This is a genomic window from Cerasibacillus sp. JNUCC 74 (assembly GCF_053667775.1).
On record NZ_CM132207.1, the window covers coordinates 1,278,791 to 1,294,959 of the forward strand.

Below are 16,169 nucleotides of genomic sequence, written 5' to 3' on the forward strand. Positions count from 1 at the left end.
CACTTTATCTTCATTTTCAGTGTTAAATTTGCCAACGTACGATATGTCATTTTACCGTACTTTTTTACATTCGCTTAAAAAAATTTAACGATGCAAAGGGGGACATTTAGAAACATGCAATTCTTATTTAGTCAAACACAGCCATATACAACAACTCGACAGGTTACTTATGCCAGAAATGGAATGGTGGCAACCTCCCAGCCACTAGCTTCACAAGCGGGATTGGAAATATTAAAAAAGGGAGGAAATGCTATTGATGCAGCTATTGCTACTGCAGCGTGTTTGACAGTCGTAGAACCAACCTCTAACGGTATCGGTGGAGATGCATTTGCATTAGTGTGGACACAAGACAAACTGCATGGATTAAATGCCAGTGGTAAATCTCCAAAGTCGATATCTATTGAGGCAATCAAGGAAGCCGGTTATGATAAAATTCCAAAACATGGCTGGATTCCAGTAACTGTACCCGGTGCTCCAGGTGCGTGGGCTGAGTTGTCTAAACGTTTTGGTAAATTGCCACTGTCTGTTGTTTTGGAGCCTGCTATTCAGTATGCATGGGAAGGGTATCCAGTTTCACCAATTTTGAGTAGATTTTGGAAAAAAGCGTTTGAAGCATATAAACATGAATTAACAGATGAACTGTTTAACGCATGGTTTACAACGTTTGCTCCTAATAATCGTGCACCGGAACCGGGAGAAATATGGAATTCACCGGATCATGCAAAAACCTTAAAGGAAATTGCCGATACCTATGCAGAATCCTTTTATCGTGGAGAAATAGCTGAACGAATTGTTCAATTTTCTAAAGATAATGGTGGGTTTTTAAGTGGTGAAGATTTGGCTAATTATAAGCCAGATTGGGTAGAGCCAATAAAAGTGAACTATCGAGGATTTGATATTTGGGAAATACCACCCAATGGGCAAGGCATTGTTGCACTTCAAGCTCTAAATATTTTGCGTGGATTTAAGTTTATGGAGAAGGAATCTGTTGATACTTACCATAAGCAGATTGAGGCAATCAAGCTTGCGTTTGCGGATGGTGGAAAACATGTAACTGAATCCAGGTATATGAAACATTCCGTAGAAGAATTACTAAATGAGACATATGGCGAATTACGCAGATCGCTTATTCAAGATAAAGCATTACAGCCTGAAGCAGGAGAACCAGTTCTTAGCGGTACCGTGTACTTAGCGACGGCAGATCATGAAGGAAATATGGTATCTTTTATCCAAAGTAATTATATGGACTTTGGCTCTGGGTTGGTTGTACCTGGTACTGGAATAGCTTTGCAAAATCGCGGTCATAATTTTTCGATGGATGAAAATCATGTAAATGCACTTCGTGGTGATAAACGTACATACCACACGATTATTCCAGGCTTTATATCAAAGGGGAATCAACCCCTCGGACCTTTCGGCGTAATGGGAGGATTTATGCAGCCACAGGGACATGTACAGGTAGTAATGAATACGCTTGATTTTCAATTAAACCCTCAAGCAGCATTGGACGCACCTCGTTGGCAATGGCTAAAAGATAAACAGGTGGAAGTAGAACAGCGATTCCCTCCTCACATAGCTATGCAATTAGCCGAAAAGGGACATGATGTGAAAATTCAGCTGGAATCGAATAGCTTTGGCAGAGGGCAAATTATTTGGCGAAATGCGGAGACAGGGGTGCTGGTTGGCGGCACAGAATCTCGTACTGATGGAACAATTGCTGCTTGGTAAACTGAATGATTTAACAAAAGGTATGTGAGTTATGAAAACACATTGGAATATTTTTATCGCTTTTTTCCGTGTAGGGATACTCGGCTATGGGGGTGGCCCCAGCTCGATTCCATTAATTCATAAAGAAGTAGTTGACAAATATAAATGGATGGACGCTGAAGAATTCGGAGATTTATTGGCGTTAGGGAATACGTTGCCGGGACCAATTGCGACAAAACTAGCAGGTTATATTGGTTATCGCGTTTCTGGATTTTGGGGAATGATGAATGCTGTTTTGGCATCGATCTTACCAACCATTATATTGATGATTGTCTTACTGTCTTCTTTATCTTCTATTAAAGGATTTGATTGGGTTCAAGGGATGACAGCAGCTGTAATTCCGGTTGTGGGAGTTATGCTTCTTGTATTAACTTGGCAATTTATTCAAAAAGCTGGAAACGGACTTGGTTGGGTGGTAACCAGTGTGATGCTAGTTGCCGTCTTTATTCTGTTAGAAATATTGCATGTGCATCCAGCTATAATCATAGGAGGATTATTAATAGCTGCCCTGTTAAAAAAGGATCGAAATCGAAAAGAAGGGGCAGCCGGCAAAGAAGGTGATACCTTATGATTTATTGGGAAATATTTCTTGCATTTTTTATTCCGGGCATTTTAGGTTATGGCGGCGGCCCAGCTTCGATTCCACTTGTGGAAAATGAAGTTGTCTCCCGTTATGGATGGATGAATGTACAAGAGTTTAGTGAAGTTCTTGCACTAGGGAATGCACTGCCTGGTCCGATCGCTACAAAAATGGCAGGCTATATCGGATTTGAGGTGGGGGGAGTATTAGGTGCTGCTGTAGCAGTCTTTGCCACAGTTGCACCGTCACTATTACTTATTATTATTTTACTAAACATCTTATATAAATATAAAGACTCCCCAAAAGTTAAGCGAATGACGTTGTTCATCAGACCAGTTATTGGAATATTACTCGGGGTGATGGCTTGGCGGTTTTTTAACGAATCTTATGTAAGTATTGGATTCGTGCAAACAGCGGTGTTAGCACTTCTTAGTTATCTATTAATGGAACGACTGAAGTTACATTCTGCATTTGTCATTGGAGGTGCACTTATTTATGGAGGATTTTGGTTATAGCCCCTCCGATCATCATTTTACTCAATTTTTAAACAGCTTCTATAACCATTATTCCGTGGGTATAAAGAACCCACGGAATAGATTTTACACCATTTACTTCACTAAATTTAGTTTTTTTAGTCCGTTGTAAATACCCGAATCATCAACAGAAGTGGTTCGGTGTTTTGCATATGGAAACAGATCTGGATTACTATTTCCCATAGCAAAACCTTCACCTACCACTTGCAGCATTTCTTTATCGTTCATTCCATCACCGAAGGCAATTGCCTGTTCTGGTTTTCCTCCTATATGCTGAAGCACTTTTTTTACTGCCTCTCCTTTATTTACTCGTTTACGAATAACATCATAACAGTCGGAAATACCATTTACGATCACTTCAGATAAATAAAAATCGTTATTTAAAATTTCATATTCCTTGGCCTGTTCAGGAGGGACATTGATTAGCGAAAAGCTAAGGATTTGACTATGCACATCTTGTGTTAACATGCGATTATTTTTTAACTGGAATACTTCAGAAAAGTTCTTCATAACTGGGTTCGTTAATGAGGTAAAATAATTTTTATCACTTGTATAGCAAACAATTTCATGATTATTTTTTTTAGCGACTGCCAAAAATTGCTCAAAGGTGCTTTGATTTATTGGTTCATCTACAAGAATATTATCTTCATAGATGGCATACGCTCCATTATAACCAATATAGCCTTCTACACCTAGTTCTTCTCCCAGTTCTTTCACTTCATGAAGTGGCCTTCCGGTGCAAATAAATACAAGCATACCTTGTTCTTGTACTTGTCCTATTGCCTCTTTTGTAGAGGAAGTGTACGTATGATCTGGTGTTAAAATCGTGCCGTCAATATCGAGGAATAGTGTTTTATATGTCATGGACTTTGATTTCTCCTTTATTTGATGAAGTGTTTGTCGTCTCTATTATGAAACGATTCTAGTATTTGTCAACTAATTTTACGGTCATAGCATATAAAACATTCTTAAGAATAATTTACATTCATTTAGAAAGACTTGGCTGCCAAGTCTTTATGGCGAAAGCTACCGTTTTTCTTATAGTGTAAAAAAATACAGCCAAGTTTGAATAAACTTGGCTGTATAGTTTAAATAGGAAGAGGATGTTTTTTAAAAAGGAAATAATTTTAATCACTAGTATTAGATGGACGAGTATAAACTTTATTTTGTTTATCTACAAACATAAAGTTCTAAATTACAAATCATTGTGCTTAATTAGCCAATTTTTAATGGATTGAACAACAGACTCCACGGTTTCTTCAAGAAAAGGTGAGGACAAATTAGCAGCTTTTACCAGTTCTAAAAAAGACTTAGAACCTCCCAGCTTACATAGTTTTACATAGTCTTGCCAGGCAGTTTGAAAATCTTCTCTTGAGCGTTTCCAAAACTGAAATGCGCATAGTTGGGCTAATGTATAGTCAATATAATAAAAAGGGTCCTCATAGATATGCCCTTGCTTTTGCCAAAAACGTCCAGATGAAAAATAGTCATTTCCGTCATAGTCGCGATGCGGAAGGTAGATTGCCTCCAATTGTTTCCATGCCTTATTCCGTTCATCCGGTGACCATTCTGGATGAGCATATACTAAATGTTGGAATTCATCAACCGCTACACCATAAGGAATAAACAATAAGCCACCGGTTATGTGTGCGTATTGATATTTTTCAGTTTCTTCTTCAAAGAAAAGCTTCATCCATGGCCAAGTAAAGAACTCCATACTCATGGAATGTATTTCTGCTGCTTCTAAGGTAGGAAAAGTATACTCAGGAATTCCAATGGTTCTACTACAGTATGTTTGGAACGCATGACCTGCTTCGTGTGTCAGAACGTCAATATCACTAGATGTTCCATTAAAGTTAGCAAAAATAAACGGTGATTGGTAATCTTCTATAAAAGTACAGTAGCCTCCTGCCTCTTTTCCCTTTTTTGCTTCCAGATCCATTAAGTTACGCTCCAGCATAAAATGAAAGAATTCATTGGTCTCAGGTGAAAGTTCTGCATACATTTTCTTGCCATTATGAATGATCCAATCTGCATTTCCTCTAGGAGTCGGATTACCATCTGGATACTTAAACATTTCGTCATAATATTTCAATGTATCTACATGGATACGTTGAGCGTGTTTCTCATAAAGTTTCGAAGCTAACGGAACGATAACATCACGCACTTGCTTGCGAAAAACAGCTACCATTTCAGGATTGTAATCAATGCGTTGCATACGAAGATAACCAACTTCGGTAAAATTACGAAATCCAAGCTTCTTTGCGATTTTATGTCTAACGTTGACGAGCTGGTCATAGATCTCATCAAATTGTGCTTTGTTTTCGGCAAAGAAATCGGCTCTTACTTGAACAGCTTTTTTTCGGATATTCCGGTTTTTATCTTCGGTAAAGGGACCTAACTGAGCAAGGGTATATGTTTTCCCTTGAAACTCTACTTCGGCTGAAGCTACTAGCTTTGCGTACGAAGAAGTTAGCTTATTTTCTGTTTGCAGCAAGGGAATTATTTCTGGTGAAAAGGTTCTTACACTGCATTCTGCGATGTGAAATAACTGAGAACCCCATTGTTGCTCAAGCTCTTTTCTAAATGGGGATTGAATGAGCTCTTTATAAAATGTAACATCCAGTTCCTTTATTTCCGGTTCAGCATGATCAAAGAAATCACGTTCATTCTGATAAAACTCATCATTTGTATCAATAGATGAGCGAATAAAGACTAAATTAAATAATGTGGATAATCTGTTTCTAAATTGGTTAATAGCTTGGATAGCTTTATTTGCTTCATAGATAGTTGAAGCTTCAATAAGTGCGTTTAACAGATGAGTAAACTGTTCCTTTTCTTTAGCTAGATTTGGTCGTTTGTATATATATTGTTCAAAAGTTGTTGCCACGGTATCCCTCCTTGTTTGAATCCCGCATGAACGGGCGGAACATGCACATTTTAATAGCGTTATAGTAGCTGTTATGGAAAATGTAAAAAAATCTATCCATGATAGGTGTTTTAATTTACTTTGCATCTAGGTGACAGATGTTGTTTCAATGACATTCATAAACGGATTTTTAAGTGCATGTTTTATCTCGCATATAACTGGCAGTAAGACTTCCACTTCCCACTTTAATGCTACGAGGTAATCCCTAGGAAGATAAGGGGGAGAATCCAACTGCAAGTCAAATGTCTGAATCTGTTGTTTCTAATAGTTCAGTGGGGATAAAAGAAAAACCCACTGATTTACTTTATTTAATTCGACATACGAAACTTAAAATCCTGTTTATTTTTCAAAATTCATTAGTTATTCTAGTAGAATATAAAATTACCATGTAATAAAAAGTAAAAAGATAAGCAGTATTTAATAGTAGGTATTTTGAAAAAGAGAATAAAATCGCTACGGTCTTGAAAGATCGCCATGTGCTGCTACAAATTAGGTGAAATCACTTTTGAAAAAAAGGCTAGGTTTATTGACTTTCGTTCATTTCAATTGTAGACTATATTAAGCATATACTTATGTATGGGGTGAATAATATGTTACAATCGGTGCTTACAATTGGTGCAATACTTGTAGTTGCAGTTATTGTAGTAAGCTTAATTTTGCTAAAAGCTACACCAAAGGAAAGCTATGTGGGCTACTATCCTGGTATTTTGGTAGGGCTTGCAGGATTAGTATTCTTAACAATAGCTGCTGCATTCGGTAAAATTGAAATCATGGGCGCTGGTTTAGGGGGATGGGGCATTGCATCATTATTTTCTGCAGCGATTGGCCTCATTATAACAGCGTTAACAGACACTTATGCACATGCAAGGGTATAATGAAAAAAAAGCGGATAACCCGCTTTTTTTTCATTAGGAAATATATCCGTTTCTTTATTGTGAATAGTGTTTTTTGTACTTTAGAAAAGCACATTAGTTGCATAAATGGGTATACCCATTATGCTGTTCAACTTTCCCTTCCTTCATTAATCTTCCTATTGCCCGCTTGAAGGCGGCTTTACTTATGTGAAAGGTTGCTCGAATATCTTCAGGGTCACTTTTATCATCAAACGGCATCACACCGTCATTTGCTTTTAAGTGTTCGAGAATTTGGTCTGCGTCTTCTTGTATGCTTTCTCTTTTCAATGGGCGCAAGGAAACGTTTAGTGTACCATCATCCTTAACATCAATGACTCTTCCTTGTATATATTCTCCTAAACGCGGTTCTTTTTTTCGTTCTGTATAATGAATAAAACCACGATAATGCTCTGGAGTAATGATGGCAGAACCTTCTCTATTCGTTCGATAAACGGTACCGGAAATAGAGGCGTTTAATAAACTCTCAGGTGCTGGTTCTATTCTGCTAAATATCACTTGTTCTGTTGCAGGAATTGCAAGCAATCTGCCTTTTCGGTCCCTTCCGAGTGTGACAAAAAGTTTATCGTCCGTTTGTGGCCACACTTTCTCATATAGGGGTAGATCATCCTTAGATACAAGTATCTCTTTTGTTGTTCCGATATCTACAAACACACCAAGATTTGGAGTTACCTGTTTTACAATACTCCAGCCATATACATCCATCTGCACATGGGGAAGTTTTGTGGTTGCAACGGTTTTTCCTTTTTTATCTAAATATAAAAACACGCTTACTTCTTGATTGGGTTGCAGCTCTTGATCTGCTTCTTGATGGTGCAATAGAACCTCATTGGTTTCAAATGTTAGTACATATCCAGTATCGATGATTCGATCAACCGTCAAGGATTGGATGGTTCCTGTTAAATGTTTCATTTAATTCCCTTCTTTCTTTATATTGGAAAAGGGGCACTCATCTTTAGAGTCCCCCTTTGATTTCAAAGTAACATAAGTTTTTATCCCGCATGTAAGGTGCCGTAAGACTCCCACTTAAGATCTTGAGTTTCATACAAAAGGTCTAAGTAGGAGAAAACGGCACCTAAATGCCCGATTCGTTCAACTAACATTCAGTAGGAGTTTTCTTCCATCTCCTACTAAATGAAGTTTCACTTTATTTATACGTTCGAATAACTTCGAATGAGAAATTCTTCTTTCTTATTTTCATATGCAGCATGTATAATCATTTACGATAACACTGATTATCGTGAGAATTTCACTTAACCGCGGTATATGTTCCACTGGATGTTTTCTAACTTAAGCAACGTAAACCCAACCTGCTTTTACGTCCTTGCGACCCCGAAGTCGCGCCAGTGTGAATAAGCATCTTTAAAAACATGGTAGAATGCCAGATTACTTCATGATTACTTCGGCTTGTTAGCTTCCATATACTCTCATATTATCACCGATTTGTCAAATACCGTTGTTAACTATTTATATCCAATAGAAGTTATGATCAACATGAAGGGGTCGGTACACGCCTTTGAAGTTTACGGTTAGGATTCTATGGGTATTTTAGTAATACGAAATTTTTAAAAAAGGAGATTATGATGATACGTACAATTCTAATGATAATCGGTTTAATTGTTGTCATCGGTTGGATTATTTCTTTGTTTTAAGTATGGTAAAGAGCTAAATTCAGATGTTTTCGTTATAATAAAAAGGATATCATTAGTGCTTTTCCTTTTAGAGATTGTTCAAAAACCATGTTAATAATGACACAGCGAATTTCTTCGTACGTTAGAACGTATAAGAATTTTTAAGTTCTAAGTGTTGAGATAGCCGTTCATCTTTTTTATCCCCTTTTTAAACACGCTCTAGTAAGGAATTGCGTGCTTTTAGTAGGCAAGATTATAAAGGAGTGATTGGATGGATATGCAATTAAATGATAAGACAGTCCTTGTCACTGCAGGTAGTAAAGGATTAGGCAGAGCAATCGCGATGGAATTTGCGAAAGAGGGAGCCGCTGTATTTATTAGTAGTCGCAGTGAAACTAACTTACAACATACAGTAGAAGATATTAAACAAGAGACTGGCAATCCGAATGTGGAATATATTGTTTGTGATATGAAGGATGCACATGCAATTAAACAGATGATTGCTACCATTGTTTCACAACGTAGAACGATTGATGTCCTCATTAATAACGCAGGGGGACCGCCGGCTGGAAGCTTTCTTGAAATGGATGATGCAGACTGGTATCATGCCTTTGAATTAAATCTTCTTAGTTTTGTAAGAACGATTCGAGAGGCTGTTCCTCATATGAAGCAGCAGCAAAGCGGACGCATTGTCAATATTGCTTCCTCTTCCATCAAGCATGCTCTTGATAATTTAGTACTATCGAACACAATTCGTCCTGGAATTGTTGGACTTTCCAAAACATTAGCGCAAGAATTAAGTGAAGCTAATATTTTAATTAATACGGTCGGACCGGGTTCTATTAAGACGGAACGAATTTTAGATTTAAATAAGAAAAGGGCAGAAAAACTAAACATGTTAACAGAGGAAGTAATGGCTAAAGCAGAACAACAAATTCCAATGAAACGCTACGGCAAGCCAGAGGAATTTGCCAAAGCTGTCGTATTTTTAGCTTCAGGAGCAAATACGTATATTACAGGTCAACCTTTAATAGTGGATGGTGGACTTGTTAAGGCACTTTAAAATTAGGAACCTGTGTAAATGGTATAGAAATCATAAGCAGAAAAAATGAAAGAACCTTTTTATCGAAGAAGGTTCTTTCATTTTTGTTTACATGTTTAAGAAACAATATCCGCTCCTATGGACAGCCTTGTTTACCGTTTGCCAGTATGTGCTCAAAGCGCCATGTGTTTTGTTTCTTAACCTTATCGATTACCGTTATTGCACAGTAACTAGTGTAATAAACTGGCAACCCCAAGTAAGATCAGTAAAACTGGAGGGAGGAATTTCATGCGCTGCAATTGCTTACTCTTTGTCAATAATCTCCCAATCGTTAAACCGCAAAATAAGAACACACCACTCATACAGGCGATTAATACAGCAGTTACTATCGGTCCATATCCTAGCATAGATGCGCCGATACCAGCACCAAATGCATCCAAAGCTAGCGCTGATCCAAGCAAAATAGCTTCACCAGATGAAATCGTTCCAGAACAGTCTAAGTCAGCTCTATCCGGTGTAGTTAAAACAGCAGTTAAAATATTTTGCTTATTATTTTTTTCCTTATCTGATGAAGCTGCTCTTGAAGATAGACTATTATATAATGCAAAGCTACCCAATATAATTAATATACTTCCGCCAAGCAGACTAGCTGTATCTGGAGTAAGCATGGTAAGAAGCAAATTTCCAATCGTCATAGAGGCTAAAACGATAACCCCCGAACATAGCATAATGATAACTAATGCATTTAAAGGTACTCTTATATTCCGCATCCCATAAATAATTCCAACACCAAAGCTATCTAAGCTGACTGCAATCACTAAAAGAATTAAACCTGTATAAAAAAACATAGCACCAATTCCTTTGCGTTTGTTCTAAAGTATTGTATGTAGTTCATCATTTGTTGTGCGTATCCAACTTATGGACAATTCGCTTTCCTATAAAATAAAAAATTCCAATAGCTAATTGTCTGCTAGACTGTTTATCTTGTTGTTTAAGAAAATCTATCTGTTCCTACATGATGGATAACTTTTTTGAAAAGTATCTTTATCTAGATTAAGTACTTAAGCTGTAGCAAACTTCGCTCTTCTTCCTATGATAAGTAAACATTGGCTCGAATCGAAAGAAAGGCCGACTTAAAGGCGGGCTTGCCGATCGGCATCAGCCTCCCCCTGTTTTAGTGATGTTTCCTTTATCCCGGTTCTTATTTCAAATATCTGCTTATTATTTGTAAATTTATGTGAAAAACGGCATCTAAATGCCCGATTGGTTTAAGGGCCTTTAGGTCATACCCTTGTGGTACTAACATTCCGTGTAAAAAACGTTCTACGGAATGAAGTTTCACACCTTATCGCTTCAGAAGATCTGCCATTTGTTCGTTTATCCTGAGCACTTCTAGCTGTTGCTCTTCTTCATCCTGCCGACTATACTAAGTAGTAACTTTCTATATTGTGCGTTGGTTCTAGTACGATTACAGAAAGGTTCTTTTGTGTTATCATGAAATTTAGGTAGTTGAAGAAAGGATTTTTTAATATGAGTAAAATAGTAGTTTTAGCGGAGAAGCCCTCTGTTGGCCGGGATATTGCCCGTGTTTTACAATGTCATAAAAAAGGTAACGGCTTTATGGAAGGTGCAAAATATATTGTAACTTGGGCGCTTGGGCATCTAGTTACATTAGCTGATCCGGAAGTTTATGATCAGAAATATAAAACGTGGAAGTTAGAGGATTTACCGATGCTTCCATCTCATTTAAAGTTGAGTGTTATTAAAAAGACAGGGAAACAATTTCAAACAGTTAAAGTGCAGCTGAATCGCAAAGATGTTCGAGAGATTGTTATTGCTACCGATGCCGGAAGAGAGGGAGAATTGGTAGCACGCTGGATCTTGGAAAAAGCAAATACGAAAAAGCCGATAAAACGATTATGGATATCTTCTGTAACGGATAAGGCAATACGCGATGGTTTTAAGCAGCTTAAGCCCGGTAAGCAATTTGAAAATTTATATGTTTCTGCAGTAGCACGATCTGAAGCAGATTGGTATGTTGGTTTGAATGCAACGAGAGCTTTAACAACTAAATTCAATGCACAACTATCAACTGGACGAGTGCAGACCCCCACCTTGGCTATGGTTGCTGCTCGAGAAGAGGAGATAAAATCGTTTAAGCCGAAGCCGTTTTATGGAATAGAAGCGAAAATAAATAAAGGCTTTACATTAATCTGGCAGGATACCAATCATAATAAACGGCTGTTTTCGAAACAAATTGCTGATAAGATGTTAAAGAAGGTTGCAAACCAACCATTAACGATTGTGAACGTAGACAAAAAATACAAGAAAAAATTTGCACCGCAATTGTATGATTTAACAGAATTACAACGGGATGCAAATCGCATCTTTAATTTTTCGGGTAAACAAACATTATCGATTATGCAAAAATTATATGAACACCATAAGATTTTAACCTATCCACGAACTGATTCACGAGTCATTTCTTCGGATATTGTTTCGACTTTAAGGGATCGGGTAAAAGCATGTGGCGTAGATCAATATGCTCGTCAGGCTAATAAAATTTTACAAAAAGAGTTAAAACTTTCTAAATCCGTTGTGAATAATGCGAAGGTTACAGATCATCATGCGATTATCCCTACTGAACAAGCGGTTGTACTTACGGATTTAAATGATAAAGAGCTAAAAATATATGACCTTGTAGTAAAACGTTTCTTAGCAGTATTGTCCGATCCATATGAGTTCGAACAAACGACAATAACGGCAGAAGCAGACGGAGAACATTTTACTGCTAGTGGGAAGCTAGTTAGAAAGCAAGGTTGGAAAGAGCTGTACCATCGCGATTTTGACGAAGAAGCAGATGATAATGAACAGCGGTTGCCGTCCTTGGAAAAAGGTCACGTTTTTAAAACAGTAACATATGTTTTAACTCAAGGAGAAACAAAACCGCCAGAAAGATTTACAGAAGGCAGTTTGCTGCAAGCAATGGAAAATCCTGCTCGCTTTATGAACAGTCAGGATAAAAAATTGGCTCAGACATTAAGTAAAACAGGTGGTATTGGAACAGTTGCGACACGTGCTGATATTATTGAAAAGCTATTCAATAGTATGTATATGGAAATGAAAGGAAAATACATTTTCATCACACCAACAGGAAGACAGCTACTTGATCTGGTACCTGAAGAATTGCGTTCTCCAGCTCTAACAGCAGAGTGGGAGCAAAAGCTTAGTCAAATTGCAGAAGGTAAATTGAATCAGCGGCAATTTATTTCAGAGATCAAAACGTATACAAAGCAGGTAGTTCAACAAATAAAGGCAAGTCAGGAAACGTTCAAACATGATAATATGACTGGAACCAAATGCCCTCATTGTGGCAAGTTAATGCTAGAAATATCCAATAAAAAAGGGAGAATGCTTGTTTGTCAAGACCGGTCTTGCGGACATAAAAAGAATATTGCTAAATATACCAACGCTCGCTGCCCTAACTGCCATAAGCGTCTTGAATTACGTGGAGAAGGTGAAGGACAACTATTTTTATGTAAATGTGGGTATCGTGAGAAATTATCTACATTTAATGCACGTAAACAACGTGAAAAGAAAAAGAATGTCTCTCGAAAAGAAATCAATAAGTATTTGAAAAAACAAGATGATGGATTCGTTAATCATGCTTTAGCAGAACAGCTGGCAAAATTGAAAAAATAAGTATTATTCAGCCCCCTTTGTGCTTCATGTAATCGTGCAAGGGGGCTATTCTATTAGTTATGGTTGTGTGGTTGTGTTTACAGCTTTATAAGGATTGGTGGTAGACTATTTACTGATGTTGTAGAGAAACGCTGGTTTAAAATCGCTTTTCTTCAATAATATGGTGGAACTTATCTAATATTTGCACTTTGCTGGGGCTGTTTTCTACTGCCATTTTCTCAGCGGCAGCAATGGCTTCATCTTTTGCATCATACAATTCTTCTGGCGCCACGTCTTCAAGCTTTACAAACCATGCTGTTGCATCAACATTTGGTGTGACACTATACGTTCTCATGAATAAAAACTCCTTTACAATCTTTTATCCCGCATGTAAGGTGCCGTAAGACTCCCACTTCAAGAGCCTTTAGTTGATACAAAAGGGCTTAAGTGGTAGAAAACGGCACCTAAATGCCCGATTGGTTCAACTAACAATCCGTGTAAAAGAGTTCCACGGAATGAAGTTTCACTTTATCGAGGTTGTTCAAAAAATCAAGTTTCAGTTTTAATATGTACTTGTAGTTAAGCTGTTCCCAGTTTTAGCTGTAGTCAAACAATAGAATAAGGAGGGAATGGTTTGAGTAATAGTTGAATAAGCTGACTCAGGGGGAAAAATCATCTATTTATTCCACATGTGACTAGCAGTAAGACATGCTCCTCCATGCTACGAGGTGAAACCTAGGAGGAAAAGCGTGCGATCCAACTGCAAGTCAAATGCCTGATCCTGTTCATTCTGACAATCAGTGAGGAAAAAAGAAAACCCTACTGATTTCCTTTCACTTTATTAGTGAATAGGAAATCAATCATGATAAATTTTACATAAGCTGTTTACTTGCAATTACCATCTCATGTGTCATTTAATAAGAAGTAGGCTTGGTTTAACGATATAAGGGAGGTTAGAATCGATGGCTTTTGTAATATTAGATCCTTGTCAGGGTGAAAAGTCAGGTGAATGTGTTAGCGTTTGCCCTGTTGATTGTATAGAAGAAGGACCAGACCAATTTTATATTGACCCAGATGTATGTATTGATTGTGGGGCTTGCAAAGCAGTTTGCCCTGTTGATGCAATTGAAGAAGAGTATGATTTAACTGCTGAACAAGAGGTGTTCTTAGAAAAAGCAGAAGAATTTTTTGCAAATAGATAAATGAATAAAGAAAATAAAAAGGGCTTATTTCCAAATTGAACTGCCCCCTGTCAAGTAGACAGTGGAAATAATAAAAAAGATTTAAGTGGCTTTAGCTCTATATTCCATAGGGCTAAGGCCGTTTAATCGCTTTTGATACCTTTCATAATTATAAAAATGAATATACTCATCTATCGCAGTAGTAAGTTCCTCAAATGTTTTATATTTATGTAAATAATACTTCTCACATTTCAGTGTCCCAAAAAAAGACTCCATTGGTCCATTATCAATACACCGACCAACTCGTGACATGCTTTGTGTCATCTCTGCCGCATCTATTTTACGTTTGAACCCTTTAGAGGTGTATTGGAATCCACGGTCACTATGGATAAGAGGCTGTCCTTCATTCAATAGTACTGTGGCTTGATCAAGTGTCTTAAATACAAGTTGATTATTGTTGGAATGTCCTAGAACATAACTTATAATGGATCCGTCATAAAGATCACGAATCGCACTTAAATAGGCCTTTTTTGATTGGTCATACTTAAATTCTGTAACGTCCGTTACCCATTTTTCATTTGGTTTTTCGGCTTGGAATTCACGATTTAATATATTGTCTGCCACATGTTGAGGTGTAGAGCGTTTATATCGCTTCTTCTTGACACGAATGACAGAGCGTAATCCAGCCACTTTCATCAACCGATAGATTCTTTTATGATTAAGTTTCTCCTCGAACTTTCTATTCATGTGAAGGGTCATTTGACGATAACCAAATATACCACCCACTTTTTCATGGAGTATTTGCACCTCTTTGATAATTTCTTTATTCTGTATTTCTCTGGATGAAGGAGTACGATTTAGCCACTTATAGTATGCAGAACGTGCAATTCCCGCGATTTCACAAAGTAAACGAATGCTTAACCCTTCATTCTGGTGAAGCTCTTGAATAGCGACATACTTATCCTCAAATTGGATTTGGCTTATTTTCGCCTCCTTTCGATCTCCTCTAACTTTTTTAAGCAAGCATCCTCTGCACGTAAACGTTCGTTCTCCTTTGCGATTCGATGCATTTCTAACTTCATTTTTTCTTCGGAAGTTAACTCATTTTCACTTTTAGAACGTCCTCTTCTATCCTGTAACGCATCCCATCCACCATCTTCATATTTACGTACCCATTGATATATTTGTTGGTAAGACACTTGATGATTATCCGCAGTTTGTTGATAATTCTTCCCGTTCGCTAAGGCATCTTGTACCATCTCAATTCGTTCTTTCCAAGTTGTTTTTCTCCCTTTAGTCATCGAGCTCGTTCTTCCTTTCGACGTATCCTTTAATTCTCTATGACTATTATACTGCTTTATCCATTTTCGAAGTACGGATGTGCTAGATATTTTATACTTGCGAATGACCTCCCGTTGAGAATACTCCCCTGATATATAATCTTCTACAGCTGCTTGTTTTAAATCTTTAGAATATGACTTCCATGTCCTTGAGTTCTCCAATCCATTGAGACCGTATTTCTCATATTTATTAGCCCAATCATACAGAGTTACCTCCGAAATTCCGTATTTTGAACATAATTCTATTAGCGTATAATCTTCATTTTTATATGCCTTTAACACTTCATACTTAAACTGTCTAGAGTAAAATTTATATTTATTGGACATAAAAAACTCCCTTTAAGGTAATAACAGATTTTTATTTTTTAATCTGTCTACTTTAAGGGGAGCATATCACAAATGGAGATAAGCTCTTTTTGTTGTACTATAGGAAATTATAAAACTGTAGGCTTTATAGTATAAGAAAAACTACAGCTTTCGCTAAAGACTTGGCGATAAGTCGAGTTTTTTGATCTGGCATTTTAAACATAGCGTAGTCATAGTTAATGAGACTTTTTTGTTACATCTATTATTT

The 16,169-nt window shown here is 37.3% G+C and carries 13 protein-coding genes; 7 read left to right on the forward strand and 6 right to left on the reverse strand.

Annotated elements, in window-relative coordinates:
• Positions 1-114: 114 nt before the first annotated feature.
• From JNUCC74_RS05595 to JNUCC74_RS05605, 3 genes are read left to right on the forward strand one after another with little or no spacing between them, the layout of a single operon-like run.
• Positions 115-1,728 carry a gamma-glutamyltransferase family protein gene (locus JNUCC74_RS05595; protein WP_454067250.1) on the forward strand — a complete coding sequence of 538 codons (1,614 nt, stop codon included), beginning with the start codon at positions 115-117 and terminating at the stop codon, positions 1,726-1,728.
• Positions 1,729-1,759: 31 nt separating this feature from the next.
• Positions 1,760-2,338 (forward strand): chromate transporter, encoded by a 579-nt coding sequence (locus JNUCC74_RS05600; RefSeq protein ID WP_454067251.1) that lies wholly within the window; start codon positions 1,760-1,762, stop codon positions 2,336-2,338.
• The gene (locus JNUCC74_RS05605; protein WP_454067252.1) at positions 2,335-2,862 is read left to right on the forward strand and encodes a chromate transporter; all 528 of its coding nucleotides are present in this window, start codon (positions 2,335-2,337) and stop codon (positions 2,860-2,862) included. Before JNUCC74_RS05600 ends, JNUCC74_RS05605 begins: the two co-directional genes overlap by 4 nt.
• A 93-nt stretch (positions 2,863-2,955) precedes the next feature.
• Here the strand turns inward: JNUCC74_RS05605 and JNUCC74_RS05610 are convergent, their stop codons facing one another.
• Both JNUCC74_RS05610 and JNUCC74_RS05615 read right to left on the reverse strand, forming a co-directional pair.
• Entirely contained in the window at positions 2,956-3,744 is a 789-nt protein-coding gene (locus JNUCC74_RS05610) for an HAD family hydrolase (protein ID WP_077319909.1), read from the reverse strand.
• Between the two features lie 331 nt (positions 3,745-4,075).
• The gene (locus JNUCC74_RS05615) at positions 4,076-5,770 is read right to left on the reverse strand and encodes a M3 family oligoendopeptidase (protein WP_245799786.1); all 1,695 of its coding nucleotides are present in this window, start codon (positions 5,768-5,770) and stop codon (positions 4,076-4,078) included.
• Between the two features lie 629 nt (positions 5,771-6,399).
• On the opposite strand from JNUCC74_RS05615, the gene JNUCC74_RS05620 reads away from it, so the two are divergent.
• Positions 6,400-6,684, forward strand: coding sequence for a hypothetical protein (locus JNUCC74_RS05620; RefSeq protein WP_077319911.1), 285 nt, complete (start codon positions 6,400-6,402; stop codon positions 6,682-6,684).
• A gap of 93 nt (positions 6,685-6,777) precedes the next feature.
• Here the strand turns inward: JNUCC74_RS05620 and JNUCC74_RS05625 are convergent, their stop codons facing one another.
• A complete protein-coding gene (locus tag JNUCC74_RS05625; RefSeq protein WP_454067253.1) occupies positions 6,778-7,632 on the reverse strand; it encodes a CvfB family protein in 855 nt (284 codons plus the stop codon).
• 990 nt (positions 7,633-8,622) lie between these two features.
• On the opposite strand from JNUCC74_RS05625, the gene JNUCC74_RS05630 reads away from it, so the two are divergent.
• The gene (locus JNUCC74_RS05630) at positions 8,623-9,414 is read left to right on the forward strand and encodes an SDR family oxidoreductase (RefSeq protein ID WP_077319913.1); all 792 of its coding nucleotides are present in this window, start codon (positions 8,623-8,625) and stop codon (positions 9,412-9,414) included.
• Positions 9,415-9,623: 209 nt separating this feature from the next.
• Here JNUCC74_RS05630 and ytaF read toward each other — a convergent pair whose 3' ends face one another.
• Positions 9,624-10,241: a sporulation membrane protein YtaF gene (gene ytaF, locus JNUCC74_RS05635; RefSeq protein WP_077319914.1), complete on the reverse strand. Its 618-nt coding sequence runs from the start codon at positions 10,239-10,241 to the stop codon at positions 9,624-9,626.
• 682 nt (positions 10,242-10,923) lie between these two features.
• Here ytaF and JNUCC74_RS05640 point away from each other — a divergent pair.
• A complete protein-coding gene (locus JNUCC74_RS05640; protein WP_454067254.1) occupies positions 10,924-13,095 on the forward strand; it encodes a DNA topoisomerase III in 2,172 nt (723 codons plus the stop codon).
• A gap of 136 nt (positions 13,096-13,231) precedes the next feature.
• Here the strand turns inward: JNUCC74_RS05640 and JNUCC74_RS05645 are convergent, their stop codons facing one another.
• Positions 13,232-13,429 carry a DUF2188 domain-containing protein gene (locus JNUCC74_RS05645; RefSeq protein WP_077319916.1) on the reverse strand — a complete coding sequence of 66 codons (198 nt, stop codon included), beginning with the start codon at positions 13,427-13,429 and terminating at the stop codon, positions 13,232-13,234.
• A 607-nt stretch (positions 13,430-14,036) separates the two neighbouring features.
• Here JNUCC74_RS05645 and JNUCC74_RS05650 point away from each other — a divergent pair.
• Positions 14,037-14,276 carry an indolepyruvate ferredoxin oxidoreductase subunit alpha gene (locus tag JNUCC74_RS05650; RefSeq protein ID WP_077301735.1) on the forward strand — a complete coding sequence of 80 codons (240 nt, stop codon included), beginning with the start codon at positions 14,037-14,039 and terminating at the stop codon, positions 14,274-14,276.
• A gap of 81 nt (positions 14,277-14,357) precedes the next feature.
• Here the strand turns inward: JNUCC74_RS05650 and JNUCC74_RS05655 are convergent.
• Positions 14,358-15,922 (reverse strand): IS3 family transposase gene (locus JNUCC74_RS05655; protein WP_454067255.1). Its coding sequence is split into 2 segments (ribosomal slippage): positions 14,358-15,283 and positions 15,283-15,922, totalling 1,566 coding nucleotides; the frame shifts between segments, so codons are not numbered across the junction.
• Positions 15,923-16,169: the final 247 nt, after the last annotated feature.